Genomic DNA, 15549 nt, shown 5'->3' with positions numbered 1-15549 from the left:
CGTGCGGGCTGTCGTGACGCGTACGCCGGGGCGGGGCGGGTAGCAGCCGGGGGCGGCGCACGACGGGTGCGCGGTGCCCGCAGGGAAGGACGGACCATGGCCGCCGGAGGCGCGTTCGAGCGCGATCGGAGCTATCTGACCACCCGCATCACGGCCGACGGGCGCGACGGGCGCCCGGTGGAGGCCGGCCGCTACCGGCTGGTCATCGCCAGGGCCTGCCCGTGGGCGAACCGGGCCGCGATCGTGCGGCGGCTGATGGGCCTGGAGGGCGTGTTGTCGCTGGGGGTGGCCGGGCCGCTGCACGACGAGCGCAGCTGGGCGTTCCACCGGGATCCGGGCGGGCGGGACCCGGTCCTCGGCATCGAACTGCTGCGGGAGGCCTACGAGCGGCGGCAACCCGGTTACCCGCACGGCATCACCGTGCCGGCGATCGTCGACGTGCCGAGCGGCGAGGTGGTGACCAACGACTTCGAGCGGATCACGCTCGATCTGGGCAGCCAGTGGCGGGCCCACCAGCGGGACGGCGCGCCGGAGCTGTATCCGGAGCGGTGGCGCGACGAGATCGACGAGGTCGCCGACGCCGTGTACCGGGACGTCAACGACGGGGTGTACCAGTGCGGGTTCGCCCGGGAGCAGGGGGCGTACGACGAGGCGTACGCGCGGCTGTGGGGGCGGCTGGACGCCCTGGAGGAGCGGCTCGCGCGCCGGCGCTATCTGGTCGGCGACACCCTCACCGAGGCGGACGTCCGGCTCTTCCCCACGCTCGTGCGCTTCGACGCCGTCTACCACGGCCACTTCAAGTGCAACCGCCAGAAGCTGACCGAAATGCCCGCGCTGTGGGGCTACGCGCGGGACCTGTTCCAGACCCCCGGCTTCGGCGACACCATCGACTTCGATCAGATCAAGGCCCACTACTACGTCGTCCACCACGCCATCAACCCGACCGGGATCGTGCCGCGCGGTCCGGACGTCCGCGCCTGGCTCTCGCCCCACGGGCGGGAGGCCCTCGGGGGCCGTCCCTTCGGTGACGGGACGCCGCCGGGGCCGCCGCCCGCGTCCGAGGCGGTGCCGCCGCTCACCTGATCCGGCGGGCCGGCGGTTCCGGGGGCGTACGTCTCAGAGCAGGTCGCGGCGCTCGTCCTCGGTGACCGTGGGGGCGACGGGCGGCACGACCATGCGGCGGCGGCGCAGGATGCTGGAGTAGACGGCGGTCCCGACGATGCCGACGGCCATGAGGATCAGCCCGACGAGATCGAGGTTGACCGATTCCGCCTGCCAGTCGGTCGCGAAGGTGAGGATGGCTCCGACCGCGATCAGGATGATGCACAGTCCCAGGCCCATGTTGGTTCTCCTCGCTGATGGGTTGGATGGGCTGCGCGTACCCCCGGGTCCTCCGTTCATTCCGGCCGTCCGGCTGCCCGGTCGTCGGCTGTCGGCCGGCGGCTTTCGGGACGCCTGTCGTCATCGGGCCTCGTGGTCGGGCGAGTTGGCCCCGCACGGGAACGGGACGCGCCCACGCCGGGGGTGCCGGCGTGGGCGCGGGAGTGCCGGGGGCGGGTGGCGCCGGGTCAGAAGACGCTGACGCCGTAGGCGCTGAGGGCCTCCGTCACCGGCTGGAAGAACGTCGTGCCGCCGGAGGAGCAGTTGCCGCTGCCGCCGGAGGTGAGGCCGAGGGCGGTGGTCCCGGAGAACATCGCGCCGCCGCTGTCGCCGGGTTCGGCGCAGACGTTGGTCTGGATCAGGCCGTAGACGATGTCGCCGTTGCCGTAGTTGACGGTGGCGTTGAGGCCGGTGACCGTGCCGCCGCGCAGACCCGTGGTGCTGCCGCTGCGCTGGACGGACTGGCCGACGTAGGCGTTGCCGGCGGCCGTGATGTCGCGGTAGCTGCCGTTGTAGAGGTAGACGCGCCCGTCGGCGGCGGAGGCGTTGGAGTGGCGGATGATGCCGTAGTCGTTGGTGGGGAAGCTGGAGCCGGCCCGGCTGCCGAGCAGCGTGGTGTTGGCGGAGTTGGTGTACCAGGTGCTCGCGGAGTCGGTGCAGTGACCGGCCGTCAGGGCGTAGTAGGTGCTGCCGCTGCGGACGTTGAAGCCGAGGGAGCAGCGGCCGCCGCCGGAGTAGATGGCCTGGCCGCCCGCGATCAGCTTGTTGAGCTTGCCCGTCGTGCGCTCGATCCTCAGGTGCGCGGCGTTGTCGCCCGCGGCCTTGCGGAGGGTGGCGATCTCCGCCTGCGAGACGGTCGAGTCGACGGTGACGACCACCTTGCCGGTGGCCTGGTCGGTGTACCAGGCGGTGCCGGGGACGTCCGCCCGGAGGACGGCGTCGCTGGTGACGGTGAGCGCGGCGGCGTCGGCGCGCGCGGCGTCGGCCTGCTGCGCCGAGGAGGTCGGGACGGCCAGGGCGGTCGCGGCGACGAACGCGCCGAGGACGGCGAGCAGGCGGGTGCCCTTGGCGCGGCGGTCGCCGCGGGTGCCGGTGCTCGTGCGGGTGGTGCGGGACGGACGGTTCACTGAATCCTCCATGGGGGGCGAGCCGCTGGGTGGGCGGCTCACGGCGGAGTGCGATCGGGGACGGCGCGACGAGGATGACGCGCGCCGCCATGAACCTGACAACTTCGACTACGGGAGGAATCCTCGGCTCCGCCGACGGTCGCGGCAAGGCGCACTTTCGGCCGCTCTACGCGCGTCCACCCCTCAGGGGGGAGGAGTGGATGCGCGAAAGGACCCCGTGGGGCGCGGCATTGAAGTTCCGTCAGAAAATTTCCGAGAGACGTTGCAGTTCACCGGCGGGGCGACCCGCCCCCGGGCCGCGCTCGCCCGGCGCCTTCCGGCACCGGGCGAGCGGGTGGGGCCGACCGCCCCGGCCGGAGCCGTACGGGGCGCTCGTCCGCCTTCGCGGCGATCCGCCCGCTGGCCGGATCGCGACCCTCCGGCCCGAAGCCCTCCGAGGCCGGGAACCCCCAGAGGCCGGAAACCTCCTCGGACCCGGGGCTCCCCCGGGCCCAGGACTTCCTCAGGCCCGGGACTCTCCCAGGCCCGGGACTTTTTCAGGCTCGGGACTCCCTCAGGCCCAGGACTTCCTCAGGCCCGGCACTCCCTCAGGACAGGAGCTCCCCGTCCCGTGCCACGACCACGCCGCCGTGGACGACGACGTCCCGCTGCGGCATGTCGACCACGACCTGCGGCAGGCCCTGCCCCTTGACGAGGACGAAGTCGGCGGGGGCGCCGGGCTTCAGGTCGGCGTGCGGCAGGCCCATGACGTCGGCGCCTCCGTGGGCGGCGGCGCGGTAGCAGTCGGCCAGCTCCTCGTCGAGGCGGACGTCGGTGACCCAGCCGAGGATGTGCGCGCGGTGGAGCATGTCGGCGTTGCCGAAGGGGCTCCAGGAGTCGCGGACGCCGTCGGAGCCGAGGCCGACGCGGACGCCGTGCTCGCGCAGCCGCGCGACCGGGAGGACGAGGTCGCGGGAGGGGGCGACCGTCGTGAGGGCGATGTCCTGGTCCGCGAGGTCGGCCGCGAGGGCGTCGAGGTCGCGGTCGGACAGGCCCGGCAGGCAGAAGACGTGGCTGATCGTCACCTTGCCGACGAGGGACAGGGCCCTGGTGCGGTCGATGATGCCGCGGATGGCCCGGACGCCTTCGTCGCCCCCGTCGTGCAGGTGGATGTCGACGCCGACGCCGTGCCGGTCCGCGATGCCGAAGACGGTGTCCAGGTGCTCGTCGAGGGCGTGGTCGAAACCGATGGGGTCGATGCCGCCGATCATGTCGACGACGCCCCTGCGGGCGCCCTCCTCCAGGAGGCGGGCCGTGCCGGGGGTCCTGATGACGCCGTGCTGCGGGAAGGCGACGATCTGCACGTCCAGCGCGTGGGCGAGGCGGCGGCGGGCCTCGGCCAGCCCCTCGACACCCGCCAGGCCGTACGCCGGGGCCACGTCGGCATGGGCGCGCATCCCGCGCGTACCGCGGCTGACGGCGTGGCTCATGAGGCCGTACGCGCGCTCCGCCACCGAGCGGGTCTGGGCCCGGAAGAGCTCCACGTCCTGCTCGACGAAGTCGGCGATCGTCTCGGCGGGCCGCCGCGAGACCCACGCGCCGCCCCACGTCGTCTTGTCGGGGTGGATGTGGGCGTCGACCAGCGACGGAAGCGCGATCCGTCCGCCGCCGTCGACGCTCTTCGCCCCACGGGGCGCCGGGCCGTCCGTGATCCGGCCGTCGACGACCACCAGGTCCGTGGCCGCCGCGCCGAAGGGGCGGACGTTGCGGAAGACGACGGTCCGCGCCCTGCGGTCCGCCCTGCCGGGCGCCGCGGGAGAGGCCGCCGGGGCCGTGGCGGAGGGCGCGGCGGAGGCGGAGGGCGCGGTCACGGCCGCCGCGGCCGTCGTGCCGGCGACGGCCGCGGCGCCGGCCAGCATCGAACGGCGTGACAGCGCACCGGTGGGCGCCGGGGACTTCTGCATCGACAACTCCATGGGTGAGGGAGAGAAAAGAGGAGGGGGAAGGAAGTCGGAAGGGCGGGAGGGATCACACGGGGACGCCCGCGCGGACCACGCGGACCGGGCTCCTGAGGAGCGAGAGGTCCGCGAGCGGGTCGCCGGCCAGGAGGATCGCGTCGCCGGCGTAACCGCGGGCGAGGCGGCCGGCCGTGCGGTCGAGGCCGAGGAGGCGGGCGGCGCCGGTGGTGGCGGTGCGCAGGGCGTCGAGGGCGGGGAGCCCGGCGGCGTGCATGAGTTCCACCTCGCCGCCGACCGGGTCGACCGTGCCCCCGGAGGAGTCGGTGCCCGCGGCGAGCGGGACGCCGAGTTCGTGCGCGGCCAGCACGGCCCGCTCGAGCACGGGCAGGAAGGTGCGGCCGCGCTCGGCGAGGACCGGGTCCGGGCTCTCGGCGAGACCGGCGATGGCCGTGAGCGTGGGGGTGAAGTACGTGTCGCGGCGGCGCATCTCGCGCAGGGTGCGCTCGCCGACGAACACCCCGTGCTCCAGGGAGCGGACGCCGGCCGTGACGGCGTCGTGGCAGCCCTTCTCGCTGTAGCTGTGGCAGAGCACGTCCTTGCCGTGGCGGCGGGCCGCCGCGACGATCCAGGACAGCTGCTCGTGCGAGTAGACCTGGGTGAGCGGGTCCTGGTCCGGCAGGCCGGCGCGTTCGTTGACCCTGGTCTTGACGACGTCCGCGCCGCGGGCGGCGTTGACGTCGACCACCCGGCGCAGCGCCTCGGCGGACCGGACGCCGTCCTTCGACCGCGCGAGCGGGGTCAGGTCGGGGTCGGCCAGGACCGTGTCGCCGAGGACGGGCGTGACGAAGACGCCGGCGGCCCTCAGCCGGGGCGCGCGTTCCGGGCTGTGCCGGGCCAGTTCGCGCAGGGCGATGTCCTGATAGAAGGAGGTCGAGCCGCTGCGCGCGCTCGTCACGCCGTGGCGGAGCGCGGCGCGGGCCTCGGCGGTGCCGCTGAGGTGGATGTGCGCGTCCGTGAGGCCCGGCAGCACCCAGTGCCCGTGCGCCTCCAGGACGGGCGGGCCGTCCGGGACCCGTACGGAGCCGGCGCGGCCGACGGCGGTGACGGTGCCGCCCCGGATGACGACCACCGCGTCCTCGGTGACGTCCCCGGTCGCGGGGTCGAGCAGCGTGCCGCCCCGGATGACCAGGTCCCCGGTCCGCGCACGCGCGGGGGACGTCGGCGCGGCGGCCCGGGCGGTGCCGGTCGCGACCGCGGTGCCGGCGAGCACGGCGGCACCGGCGAGGACGCCGCGACGGGTCAGGGCGGCGGGAACCGGCTGGGTGGCGTCGACGCACATGGGGACTCCTCGGGGGCAGGACGACCACGGGTCCCCGTTTTGTATACCAAGTTCAGGATGCGGAACAAGGGGTACCGGACGAGAGGAGCCTTGGATACAGGGATTTTCCCCTTCCGCCGAGGGTGCGAGGTTTAAAGACCTCGCCCTGGGGGATTTTTGGTATACGCAAACGTCGGCGGGTCCCCCTCACTAGCCCGTGGACCACGGGCGGCCCGGAGCCCCCGGGGGCCAGGGCGGGCGGGGGGAAGGCTTCGGCTGCTGTTCACGGGGGAAGTCCGGGCCGGAGGGGCGGCGTTCGGATGGGACCGCGAACGTCGTGGCGCTCTGCCCCTCGAACTCCAGGACGGACTTCCGTGACCGTTTCGCGTGCACGCCGCCGGCGCCGTGATCTGACCCTCGTCTTCGCCGCCGTACCGGCGCTCCTCCTCGGGGCGCTGACCGCCGCGCCGGCGCACGCCGCGCCCGCCGACGACATCCGCGTCAACGAGGTCGTCACCACGGGGTCCGTCGAGGACTCGATCGAGCTCTACAACAAGGGCACCGCGACGGTCGACGTCTCCGGCTGGATCCTCAAGGACGACAACAACGGCTCGAAGTACACGATCGCCGCCGGCACCACGCTCGCCCCGGGCGGCTTCCGCGCCTTCGACGTGCACGCCAGGTTCGGGCTCGGCTCCAGCGACAAGGCGCGCCTCTACCTGCCCGACGGCAGCACGCTCGTGGACAGCCACAGCTGGAGCAGCCACTCCTCGCCGTCCTGGTCCCGCTGCCCCGACGGCACCGGCGCGTTCAAGGCGGCCGCCGTCACGCTCGGCGCGGCCAACGCCTGCGGCGGAACCGGCGGTACGGGCCCGGCGGCCTGGCCCGGCGCCGGCGCGGTGGCCACGGCGGACGCGGCGGACGTCTTCGGCGGCGACCTGAGCGGGCTGCACCAGGAGGGCGACGTGCTCTGGGCCGCGCAGAACAGCGGCAGGCTGTGGCGGCTGGTCCGGGACGGCTCCGGCGGCTGGACCCCCGACACGGCGAACGGCTGGGCCTCCGGCAAGACCCTGCGCTTTCCCGGCGGTTCCGGCACGCCCGACGGCGAGGGCGTGACGGTCACCGGCGCGGGCGCGGCGGGCGGCGTCTTCGTGGCGAGCGAGCGGAACGGCGACGCGTCCGGCACCAGCCGGCTGTCCGTGCTCCGGTACGACGTCACGGGCACGGGCGCCACCCTGACCGCCACCCGCGAGTGGAACCTCACCGCGGACCTGCCGGCGACGGGCTCCAACGCCGGGTTCGAGGCGGTCACCTGGGTCCCCGACGCCGCCCTCACCGCCGCCGGCCTCGAGGACTCCTCCACCGGCGCCCCGTACGCCCCCGCCGGATATGGTGCCCACGGCGGCGGCGTGTTCTTCGTCGGCGTCGAGGGGACCGGGGCGGTCCACGGCTACGTCCTCCAGGACTCCGGGGCCTTCACCCGCGTCACCTCGGTGGCCACCGGCATGGCGGGCGTCATGGAGGTGCAGTGGGAGCCGCAGGCGTCCCGGCTGTGGGCCGTGTGCGACGACACCTGCGGCGGGCAGCACCGGACGCTGAAGGTCGACGCCTCCGGAGCCTTCGCCGTCACCGCCGCGTACGCCCGGCCCACCGGCATGCCCGACGTCAACAACGAGGGCTTCGCCCTCGCGGGCGCGGACGAGTGCGTGGCCGGCGGCAAGCCCGTCTACTGGTCGGACGACTCCAACACCGGCGGCCACGCCCTGCGCAGGGGCACCGTCACCTGCTGACCCGCGGCCGCCCGGCCGCCGCCCGGCGGGCCGACCGTCCGGCCGGCCGACCGTTCCGGCGCCCGGCCCCGGCGTCCACCGCCCCGCCCCCGCCCTGCGGTCACGACCGCTTGGCGGGGGCCTTCTTGGCGGGGGCCTTCTTCGCCGGCGCCTTTTTGGCGGGGGCCTTCCTGGCGGGGGCCTTCTTGGCGGGGGCGTTGTTCGCGGGCGCCTTCTTCTCGGGCGCCTTCTCGGCAGGGGCCTTCTTCGCGGGGGCCTTCTTCGCCTGCGCCTTCTTCGCCGGCGCCTTCTTCGCGGCGGCCTTGTCGGCGGACGCCTTCTTGGCGAGGGCCTTCTTGGCGAGCGCCTTGTCGGCCGGCTTGTGCTTCGCGGAAGCCTTCTTCGCCACCGCCTTCTTCGCCGGCTCCTTCTTGGCGGACTCCTCCTTCGCCGGCTCCTTCTTCGCGGAGGCCTTGGTCGGCTCCTTCTTGCCCGCGGGCTTCTCCGGGGCCTTCCGGTCGGCGACGACCTTCGCCGTCACCGGCTTCTTCGACGCGGGCTTCCCGGTGCCCCGGATGGGCCACTTGAGCTCCACCTCGATCTCGATCTCGCCGTCCTCGACGGACAGCTCGATCTCGCCGCGGAGGTCGTCGGGGATCCGGAGGTTCAGAACGCCCCCGCCCAGTCCGAGTTCCGCCTCCCCGCCCTTCCGGAGGGCGTCGGCCAGGGCGGACAGCTGGTCGGCGGCGTCCGCCCGGGAGAGCGAGCGCTTCCGCTCGTACTTGAAGTCCTTCATGACGGCCTCCGGTCGTCGTACGGGGTGTCGCGTGGCGTTACGGGGTCGTACGGGGTCATACATTCCGGACAATACTATTGATCTTGGTTGGCCGCTGGGCGGGTGAAGGCCGAACGGATTCGGTGCGGCGGGCGGGGACCTCGTACGCGGCGGTGGTAGCCGTCGGCCATGCAGCCGCAGTCAGCGGGGCCGCCCCAGGTGGCGCCCTTCCTCCGCACGGCCGCCGCGTACGCGTGGCGGCTGCTCGTCGTCGGTCTTCTCGTCTACGCCCTGTTCGCCCTGCTCGGGCGGTTCCACGAGATCGGGGTGGCCCTCTTCCTCGGGCTCGTGGTCACCGCGCTCCTGCGGCCGGTCGCGGACGTCGTCGCGCGCGGCCTGCCCCGTCCGCTCGCGGTCGCCCTCACGCTGCTCGGCGGGCTCGCGCTCGTCCTGGGCGTGCTCGCGCTGGTGGGCGAGGCGGTGGCGGACGAGCGGACGACGCTGGTGCGGGAGTTCCGGGACGGCGTCGACCGCATCCAGCGGTGGCTGGAGGCACCGCCGTTCCGCGTCCGTCCTGAGGCGCTGACGGATCTGGAGGCGAGGGCCGGGCAGTTCCTGTCCAGCCATCGGTCGGCGCTGGTCGGCGAGGCGGTGAGCGGCGCGCACCACGTGGTGGCGGTGCTGACGACGCTCGCCCTTGCGGTGTTCTCCTCGGTGTTCTTCCTCCACTCCGGGGACCGCCAGTGGACGTGGTTCCAGGAGCAGCTGCCGGAGCCGGTGCGGGAGCGGGTGGCGGTCGGCGGCCGGGCGGCGTGGCGGACGTTCACCGGGTACACCCACGGGATCGTGCTGGTCGCGGCCGTGAACGCGGTCCTCGTCGGGGTGGCGCTGTGGCTGCTGGGCGTGCCGCTCGCGGTGCCGCTGGCGCTGCTGGAGTTCGCGGCGGCGTTCGTGCCGCTGATCGGTTCGCCGATCGCCCTGGCGGTGGCCGCCGTGGTGGCGCTGGCGGCGAAGGGCCCGCTGGTGGCGGGGCTGGTGGTGGCCCTGATCGTGGTCATCGGCCAGATCGAGGGCCACGTCCTGCATCCGCTGGTGATGAGCTGGGCGGTACGGCTCCACCCGCTGGTGGTGGCCATCTCGGTGGTGGCGGGGTCGATCGCGGCCGGCATCGTCGGGGCGGTGGTGGCGGTCCCGCTGGTGTCGGTGGTGTGGTCGGTGCACTCGGCGCTGCGCGAGGCCCGGAGGCGTACGGACGCGGCCCCGGGGCGGGCGGAGGGAGTCGGGACGGCGGACTGACGCCCCCGGGGAGGGAACCCGGGCGGCGCCCTCCCCCGGCCCGGCCCGGCTCGACGGTCCGGTCCCACCGGCCCCGTCCGCGGTCCGGTCCACCGGCCCCGTCCGCGGTCCGGTCCACCGGTCCCGTCCGGCGGGCCGGTCCGCCATAGGTCAGGGCGCCGGGATCGCCGCCTCGGCCGCCGCCTTGATGCGCCGTCCGAAGTCGGGGGCGTCCTTGCGGGCCGCGGCGAGGGCGAGGCCGACGAGGAGCCTGCCGATGCCGTGGCCCTCCAGGACGTTGTGGATCCGGACCCGGGTGCCGCCGCTCGGCAGCGGCTCCAGGTCGTAGCCGCCGCGGGCCGCGGTGACGAGGTTCTTGGACTCCTCGGCCCAGCGGAGGGTCCGGGGCGGTTCGACGGCGGTGACGCGGAAGACGCGCGCGGTCTTCATCCCGGCGTCCTTGACGGTGCTGCGGAAGACGGTGCCGACGGCGGTGGGGCCCTCCGGGATCCGGTCGATCCGGAGCACCCGGGGGCTGAACTGGGGGTCGTTGCGCCCGTCGGCGAGGTAGGCGAACACCTCGTCGACGGGCCGGTCGACGTCGACCGTGGCCTCGAACTGGCCGGACATGGCAGCGCCTCCTGACGCGCGGGGAACCGGACGGACGGGCTCATCGTCACAGGCCGGCGCGGTTCGGGGCGTTCGACGCTCCGGACGGCTCAGTCCGCGGCGCCCGGTCGGAGCGGCGGGAGGGGCTCGCGGGCGGCGTGCCAGGCGGCCGGGAGGGCGGTGACGCCCGTGCGGCGGCGATCACGCCGCCGGCGACGGCGCAGGTGGTGTCGATGTCGCCGCGCCCGGCGACGGTGGTCCAGAGGCCCTCGTGCAGGTCGTCGAGGTGCCCGGCCGCGCACCACAGGGCGTAGGGGACGGTGTCGGGGCCGGACATGCGGTAGCCGGAGCCGAGGACCTCGGCGGCGTGCCGGACCGAGGTGCGCGCGGGCATGCGGGCGGCGATGCGCAGTCCGGACCGGACGTCGCCGTCGGGGAGGCGGTCGGCGACGGCCCGGAGGAAGTCGGGGCGGTCGGGGGCGGGGGCGCCCCGGCCGCGGACCGCCGGCGCGGCGGCGAGGGCGACGGCGACCGCTCCGGCGACCGCCTCGGGGTGGTGGTGGGAGACGACGGCCTGCCGGGCGGCCTGCTCGGCGGCGGTGTCGAGGTCGTGGGCGTGCCAGGCGCCGAGCGGGGCGACGCGCATGGCCGCGCCGTTGCCCCAGGAGCCCTGGCCGCCGAACTGGCCGGGAACGACCTCCCGCCAGGGCTCGCCGGCGCCGATCCGGCGCAGGACGTCGTGCATGGAGGCGCCGTAGCCGCGGTGGGTGTCGGCGGCGTAGGCGGCGGCGAGGGCGCGGGCGAGGCGGTCCTGGTCGACGGCGCCGGAGTTCCGGGCGAGTTCGCGGACGAGGACGAGGGCCTGGGCGGTGTCGTCCGTCCACCGCCAGGTCTCCTCGGCCGGCGGCGTCCGGGCCGCCAGGGACGCCTCGCCGTCGCGGCGGAGGATGCCGAACCAGCGGTCGCCGAAGGCGTCACCGAAGGCGAGCCCGCGCAAGGAGTCCCGTACGGCGGTCGGTATCGCGGTCATCGCGGGAGTATCGCAGCGTGCCGGAGGCTCAGGCACCCGGTTTCGGCGCGAGCGCGCCGCCGAGCACGAGGTCGACCAGCCGGGTGGCGAGGTCCTCGTCGAGGGGGGCGCCGCTGATGAGGGCGCGGGTGAAGAGGGGCCCCGCGAGGGCCTCGATGACGAGGGCGGGGTCGGTGCCGGCAGGGAGTTCGCCGCGGTCGACGGCGCGGCGGACCATGACGGCGCCGCGGTCGAGGCGGTCGGTCCAGTAGGCCAGGCGGTGGTCCGGCAGGCCGGAGTCGCGTTCGGCGCTGAGGCGGAGCAGGGCCTCTCCCTGGGGGGTCGCGAGGAGGCGGGCCAGGGCTCCGAAGTAGCCGACGAGGTCGGACCGGAGGTCGCCGGTGTCCGGGAGGGGCACGGCCGCGTCGAGCTGTTCGGCGAGGGCCTCCAGGATCAGCTTCTCGCGGGTGCCCCAGCGCCGGTAGACGGAGGTCTCGTGGACGCCTGCGGCGCGGGCGACGGCGCCGACGGTGGTGCCGGCGAGGCCGTGCTCCGTGAGGACGTCGACGGTGGCGGCGAGGACGGCGGTGCGCATCCGCGCGCCGCGGCGGCGCAGCGGCGGGACGGACGGGTCGGTGGGGGCCATGTGCCGAGCCTAACGCAAGTCGACTTGCTTTACAGGAGGCACGGGCGTACGTTTCATCGCAAGGCGACTTGCGTTAAGGGGGTCCCGAACCCCGGGTCGCCGTCGTGTCGAGGAGGTCACGTGATGGAGCAGATGCTCGCCGCCCGGCTGCACGTCCCCAGCCGCACCCTGCGGATCGAGGAGGTGGCGAAGCCCGCGCCGGGACCCGGCCAGGTGCTCGTGAAGGTGGAGGCCGCCGGCGTCTGCCTGTCGGACGTCCACCTGATCGACGGCACCCTCACCCCGCTGCTACTGCCCGGCGACACGGTCACCCTCGGCCACGAGGTGTCCGGCACCATCGCGGAGACCGGGCCCGGCGTCACCCGCTGGACCCCGGGGCAGCGGGTCGTGCTGTACGCGGGCGAGGTCCGCGACGGCGTCACCCACACCCGCGGGGTGGACTACGACGGCGGCTGGGCCGAGTACGCGCTCTCCGCCGAGGACGCCCTCACCGAACTGCCCGACGCCATCCCCTTCGACCAGGGCGCGATCATCCCGGACGCGGTCTCCACCCCCTGGGGCGCGATCACGGTCACGGGCGCCGTCCGGCCGGCCGAGGCGGTCGGCGTCTGGGGCGCAGGCGGACTCGGCGTGCACGCCGTCCAGCTGCTGCGGGCCGTCGGGGCGTACCCGATCGTCGCGGTCGACCCGAACCCGACGGCCCGCGAGCGCGCCCTCGCCCGGGGCGCGGACCTCGCGCTCGACCCGGCCGACCCGGCGCTGCGCGAGCGGATCGGCGCGGCGACCGGCGGGGCCGGTCTCGCGGCGGCCTTCGACTTCGCCGGTGTCCCGGCCGTCCGGGCGCAGGCGCTGTCGGTCCTCGCCCCCAAGGGCCGGCTGGTCCTGGTGGGCCTGACCGACCAGCCGCTCACCGTCGCCGACGGCACCCGCTTCAGCTACCTCCAGCAGCAGGTCCTGGGCCACTACGGCTCCGACATGCCGGTGGCGCTGCCGCAGCTGCTCGCGCTGGTCCGGGGCGGCCGGCTCGACTTCTCCGGGTCGATCAGCGGCGAACTCCCGCTCGCCCGGGCCGCCGAGGCGGTGGAGCGGCTGGAGAGCAAGGCCGGCGACCCGATCCGGCTGATCCTGCGCCCCTGACCCGCGGCCCCGGACCGACCGGCCGCGCCCGGCCCCCTGATCCGGCCCCCTGACCGGGCGCCCTCGAACCGGCCGGCCGAACCCGCGCCCTCGTGACCGGGCCCCCCGAACCGGGCCCGTGCCGTCCCCACCCCTGGCGGCGCGGGCCCGTCCGCGTGCGCGGCGGCGCCCGGTGGGCTAGAACGTCTCCCCGGCCGAGTCCGCGAGACGGCGGCGGGCCGTGCGGACGGCGGGGGGCAGGGCGGCGAGGGCGCCGGTCGCGGTGACGGCCAGGACGAGGGCGCCGAGGAGCGCGGGGCCGGGGAGGCGGGCGACGCCCGCGCCGAGGCCGGTCGCGGCGGCCTCCGCGTCGACGAGGCGGTGGCCGAGGGCCGCTCCGAGGGCCGTGCCCAGCAGGGCGGCGGCCAGGGCGGTGAGGGCGGCGGCGGTGACGACGACGGCGCCGATCTGGCGGGGCGTCAGGCCGACGGCCCGCAGGGCGAGCAGGTCACGCGCCCGGTCGCGGACCCCGGTGCCGATCAGGGTGAGCAGTTCGACGAGGGCGATGAGGGCGAGGACCGCGGCGAGGGCGGCGAGGACCCCGCGCGGGGCATCCTCGCCGCCCGCCGGGTCGGCCGTGGAGCGGATCTCGGCGTCGCCGCCGGTCGCGGCGGCGACGGCGGCGGCGGTCCGCCGGGGGTCGGCGCCGGGGCGCAGGACGAGGGCGTGGAAGGCGGGGCGGAGGTCGGGGACGGCGTCGCGGAGGGTGTCGAGGGTGGTGGAGACGACCCGGCCGCCGTGGTCGGGTTCGATGCTGCGGCCGACGAGGTGGAGGATCTGCGGGCGGCCGCCGACGGTCATCCGCACCCACTCCCCCACCCGGACGCCGAGCAGGTCCAGGAGGCCCTGCCCCGCGACGGCCTCGTCGGGTCCCGCGGGGGCGCGTCCCTCGGCGATCGTGTGCGGGTAGGGGGCGTCGGCCGTGCCGAGGCCGCGCAGGGTGATGGTGGCGGTCTGGCCGGGCACGAGGGCGAGGAACTCGGCGCCGGGGACGGCGTCGGCGACGCCGGGGACGGCTTCGAGCGCGGCGGCCCGGTCGGCCGCGGAGTCCGGCTGCTCGGTGCGTACGGTCAGGGCGGCGGCGCGGCCCACGCGGGCCGGGTCGGTACGGAACTGGCCCAGGGTCGACCAGGCGACGAGGGCCACGGTCATCAGGGCGATCGGGAGGGCGAGCCGGGCGGTGGCGCCGAGGGCCCGGGCGCGGCCGGGCGCGGTGAAGGCGGAGCGCCAGCCGAGGACGAGGACCGGGGAGAGGCGCAGTCCGAGGGCGCGGCGGCCGAGGGCGGAGAGCGGGCGGGCGGCGGGGTGGGCCCGGCGGGCGGCGGGGACCGGGGGGACGCGGCCGGCCCGCCAGGCGGCGAGCGCGGTGGCGGCGGCGATGAGGAGGACGGCGGCGACGGGGACGCCGGTCACGGCCGCGCGGTGACCGGGCATGCGGGGCCAGAGGGCGACGGCGTCGCCGACGCGGCCGGGGATCCACCGGCCGCAGGCGAGGGTGGCCGCCGTGCCGAGCGCCGCGCCGGCGACGGCGAAGCCGAGGTGCTGGAGGAGGAAGCCGCGGATCACCTGACCGGGGGTGAAGCCGACGGCCTTGAGGACGGCGATGTCGCCCGCCTGTCCCCTGACGCGGGCGCGGACCGCGCCGGCGACGGCGACGGCCGCGGCGAGGAGGGCGGCGAGGCCGAAGGCGGCGAAGATCTGGCCGAGGAGCCGGTCGTCGCCGCCGAGGTCGGCCCTGGCCTGCTGCCAGGTGGTGACCTGGTCGATCCGCTCGGCGCCGAGGAGGGTGACGGCGCGCTGGACGGCGTAGTCGGTGTCGTCGGGGTCCTTCAGGCGCAGCCCGACGGTCTGTCCGGTGGCGGCGGGGTCGAGGCGGTCCAGGGTGTCGGGGAGGAGCCAGCCGACGCCGTTGCCCTGGCCGGCGCGGTAGCGGGGCTCGGCGGTCTCGGCGACGCCGGCGACGTACAGGGTGCGGGTGGTGGGGCCGTGGCGGCCGGAGAGGGTCACGGTGACGGTCTCGCCGGGTTCGGCCCACAGGGTGCGGGCGAGGGTGCGTTCCAGCACGATCTGGTCGCGCGGGGGACCGGCGGTGAGCCAGCGGCCGTCGGTGAGGAGGGGGCGGGCGGTGTCGGGCGGCCGGGTGCCGGTGGCGCGCAGGGCGACGCCGGCGCGGGTCCCGCCGGCCTCCAGGGTGGCGGCGGCGGTCCGGAAGGGGCCGGAGACGGCGGCGACCTCGTCGAGGGAGGCGAGCGGGGCGAGGGCGGCCGGGTCGAAGCCGTCGCGTCCGTCACGTCCGTGGAGCCAGACGTGGCTTCCCTGGGACTGGTGGAAGACGCGCTGCCAGGGGCTGACCGCGTAGCCGAGGAGGGCGGCGGCGAGGAGGAGGGAGGCGATGACGCCGGCGCTGGCGAGCACGGCGAAGAGAGCTTCGCCCCGGTGGGTGCGGAGGTCGGAGTGGACCCACCGCCAGGTCGCCCGCATGCGCTCCGCCCTCCCTCTTCTCCTCGGCCGCTCCGGCGCGGCCCGTA

Annotated in this window: 12 protein-coding genes and 1 pseudogene; 4 read left to right on the top strand and 9 right to left on the bottom strand. The window is 75.8% G+C overall.

All coding sequences use genetic code 11. The features are described from left to right. Nucleotides 1-96 precede the first annotated feature (96 nt). Nucleotides 97-1083 (top strand): glutathione S-transferase family protein, encoded by a 987-nt coding sequence (locus ACFW6A_RS12190; RefSeq protein ID WP_386640259.1) that lies wholly within the window; start codon nucleotides 97-99, stop codon nucleotides 1081-1083. A gap of 33 nt (nucleotides 1084-1116) precedes the next feature. Here the strand turns inward: ACFW6A_RS12190 and ACFW6A_RS12185 are convergent, their stop codons facing one another. The 4 genes from ACFW6A_RS12185 to ACFW6A_RS12170 all read right to left on the bottom strand — a co-directional run bounded on the left by ACFW6A_RS12185 (nucleotide 1117) and on the right by ACFW6A_RS12170 (nucleotide 5783). Then, nucleotides 1117-1341 (bottom strand): DUF6458 family protein, encoded by a 225-nt coding sequence (locus tag ACFW6A_RS12185; protein WP_351842599.1) that lies wholly within the window; start codon nucleotides 1339-1341, stop codon nucleotides 1117-1119. Nucleotides 1342-1568: 227 nt separating this feature from the next. Continuing rightward, the gene (locus ACFW6A_RS12180) at nucleotides 1569-2519 is read right to left on the bottom strand and encodes a S1 family peptidase (RefSeq protein WP_386640256.1); all 951 of its coding nucleotides are present in this window, start codon (nucleotides 2517-2519) and stop codon (nucleotides 1569-1571) included. Between the two features lie 575 nt (nucleotides 2520-3094). Next, complete coding sequence (locus tag ACFW6A_RS12175) at nucleotides 3095-4450, bottom strand: amidohydrolase (RefSeq protein ID WP_351855880.1); 1356 nt, start codon at nucleotides 4448-4450, stop codon at nucleotides 3095-3097. A 64-nt stretch (nucleotides 4451-4514) separates the two neighbouring features. Beyond that, the gene (locus ACFW6A_RS12170) at nucleotides 4515-5783 is read right to left on the bottom strand and encodes an amidohydrolase family protein (RefSeq protein ID WP_386487230.1); all 1269 of its coding nucleotides are present in this window, start codon (nucleotides 5781-5783) and stop codon (nucleotides 4515-4517) included. A 353-nt stretch (nucleotides 5784-6136) separates the two neighbouring features. Here ACFW6A_RS12170 and ACFW6A_RS12165 point away from each other — a divergent pair, with 353 nt between their 5' ends. Further along, entirely contained in the window at nucleotides 6137-7552 is a 1416-nt protein-coding gene (locus tag ACFW6A_RS12165; protein WP_351855874.1) for a lamin tail domain-containing protein, read from the top strand. A gap of 100 nt (nucleotides 7553-7652) precedes the next feature. Here ACFW6A_RS12165 and ACFW6A_RS12160 read toward each other — a convergent pair whose 3' ends face one another. Then, nucleotides 7653-8327 (bottom strand): amphi-Trp domain-containing protein, encoded by a 675-nt coding sequence (locus ACFW6A_RS12160; protein WP_386640251.1) that lies wholly within the window; start codon nucleotides 8325-8327, stop codon nucleotides 7653-7655. A gap of 168 nt (nucleotides 8328-8495) precedes the next feature. Between ACFW6A_RS12160 and ACFW6A_RS12155 the strand changes: the two genes are divergently transcribed. Beyond that, complete coding sequence (locus ACFW6A_RS12155; RefSeq protein ID WP_386485414.1) at nucleotides 8496-9602, top strand: AI-2E family transporter; 1107 nt, start codon at nucleotides 8496-8498, stop codon at nucleotides 9600-9602. A 150-nt stretch (nucleotides 9603-9752) separates the two neighbouring features. On the opposite strand, the gene ACFW6A_RS12150 is transcribed toward ACFW6A_RS12155, so the two are convergent. From ACFW6A_RS12150 to ACFW6A_RS12140, 3 genes and pseudogenes are all read right to left on the bottom strand, one after another. Beyond that, the gene (locus ACFW6A_RS12150; RefSeq protein WP_386485417.1) at nucleotides 9753-10211 is read right to left on the bottom strand and encodes an SRPBCC family protein; all 459 of its coding nucleotides are present in this window, start codon (nucleotides 10209-10211) and stop codon (nucleotides 9753-9755) included. A gap of 89 nt (nucleotides 10212-10300) precedes the next feature. Further along, nucleotides 10301-11220: pseudogene (locus ACFW6A_RS12145) on the bottom strand (ADP-ribosylglycohydrolase family protein). Between the two features lie 28 nt (nucleotides 11221-11248). Continuing rightward, nucleotides 11249-11845, bottom strand: coding sequence for a TetR/AcrR family transcriptional regulator (locus ACFW6A_RS12140; protein ID WP_386485420.1), 597 nt, complete (start codon nucleotides 11843-11845; stop codon nucleotides 11249-11251). A gap of 123 nt (nucleotides 11846-11968) precedes the next feature. Here ACFW6A_RS12140 and ACFW6A_RS12135 point away from each other — a divergent pair, with 123 nt between their 5' ends. Continuing rightward, nucleotides 11969-12982 (top strand): zinc-binding dehydrogenase, encoded by a 1014-nt coding sequence (locus ACFW6A_RS12135; RefSeq protein WP_386485426.1) that lies wholly within the window; start codon nucleotides 11969-11971, stop codon nucleotides 12980-12982. A gap of 177 nt (nucleotides 12983-13159) precedes the next feature. Here ACFW6A_RS12135 and ACFW6A_RS12130 read toward each other — a convergent pair whose 3' ends face one another. Then, on the bottom strand, nucleotides 13160-15502 hold the full coding sequence (locus ACFW6A_RS12130) for an FtsX-like permease family protein (protein ID WP_386640248.1): 2343 nt from the start codon (nucleotides 15500-15502) through the stop codon (nucleotides 13160-13162). Between the last annotated feature and the right edge of the window lie 47 nt (nucleotides 15503-15549).

The sequence above is a fragment of the Streptomyces sp. NPDC058758 genome (genome assembly GCF_042746075.1).
Taxonomy (GTDB): Bacteria; Actinomycetota; Actinomycetes; order Streptomycetales; family Streptomycetaceae; genus Streptomyces.
Note: the sequence above shows the minus strand (reverse complement) of the source record. Positions and strands in the feature narration are given on the sequence as shown.

Excerpts from the sequence above, each read along its gene's own strand:
- ACFW6A_RS12190 (WP_386640259.1), top strand. The coding sequence starts at position 97 with ATGGCCGCCGGAGGCGCGTTCGAGCGCGATCGGAGCTATCTGACCACC.
- ACFW6A_RS12185 (WP_351842599.1), bottom strand. The coding sequence starts at position 1,341 with ATGGGCCTGGGACTGTGCATCATCCTGATCGCGGTCGGAGCCATCCTC.
- ACFW6A_RS12180 (WP_386640256.1), bottom strand. The coding sequence starts at position 2,519 with ATGGAGGATTCAGTGAACCGTCCGTCCCGCACCACCCGCACGAGCACC.
- ACFW6A_RS12175 (WP_351855880.1), bottom strand. The coding sequence starts at position 4,450 with ATGCAGAAGTCCCCGGCGCCCACCGGTGCGCTGTCACGCCGTTCGATG.
- ACFW6A_RS12170 (WP_386487230.1), bottom strand. The coding sequence starts at position 5,783 with ATGTGCGTCGACGCCACCCAGCCGGTTCCCGCCGCCCTGACCCGTCGC.
- ACFW6A_RS12160 (WP_386640251.1), bottom strand. The coding sequence starts at position 8,327 with ATGAAGGACTTCAAGTACGAGCGGAAGCGCTCGCTCTCCCGGGCGGAC.
- ACFW6A_RS12155 (WP_386485414.1), top strand. The coding sequence starts at position 8,496 with ATGCAGCCGCAGTCAGCGGGGCCGCCCCAGGTGGCGCCCTTCCTCCGC.
- ACFW6A_RS12150 (WP_386485417.1), bottom strand. The coding sequence starts at position 10,211 with ATGTCCGGCCAGTTCGAGGCCACGGTCGACGTCGACCGGCCCGTCGAC.
- ACFW6A_RS12140 (WP_386485420.1), bottom strand. The coding sequence starts at position 11,845 with ATGGCCCCCACCGACCCGTCCGTCCCGCCGCTGCGCCGCCGCGGCGCG.
- ACFW6A_RS12135 (WP_386485426.1), top strand. The coding sequence starts at position 11,969 with ATGGAGCAGATGCTCGCCGCCCGGCTGCACGTCCCCAGCCGCACCCTG.
- ACFW6A_RS12130 (WP_386640248.1), bottom strand. The coding sequence starts at position 15,502 with ATGCGGGCGACCTGGCGGTGGGTCCACTCCGACCTCCGCACCCACCGG.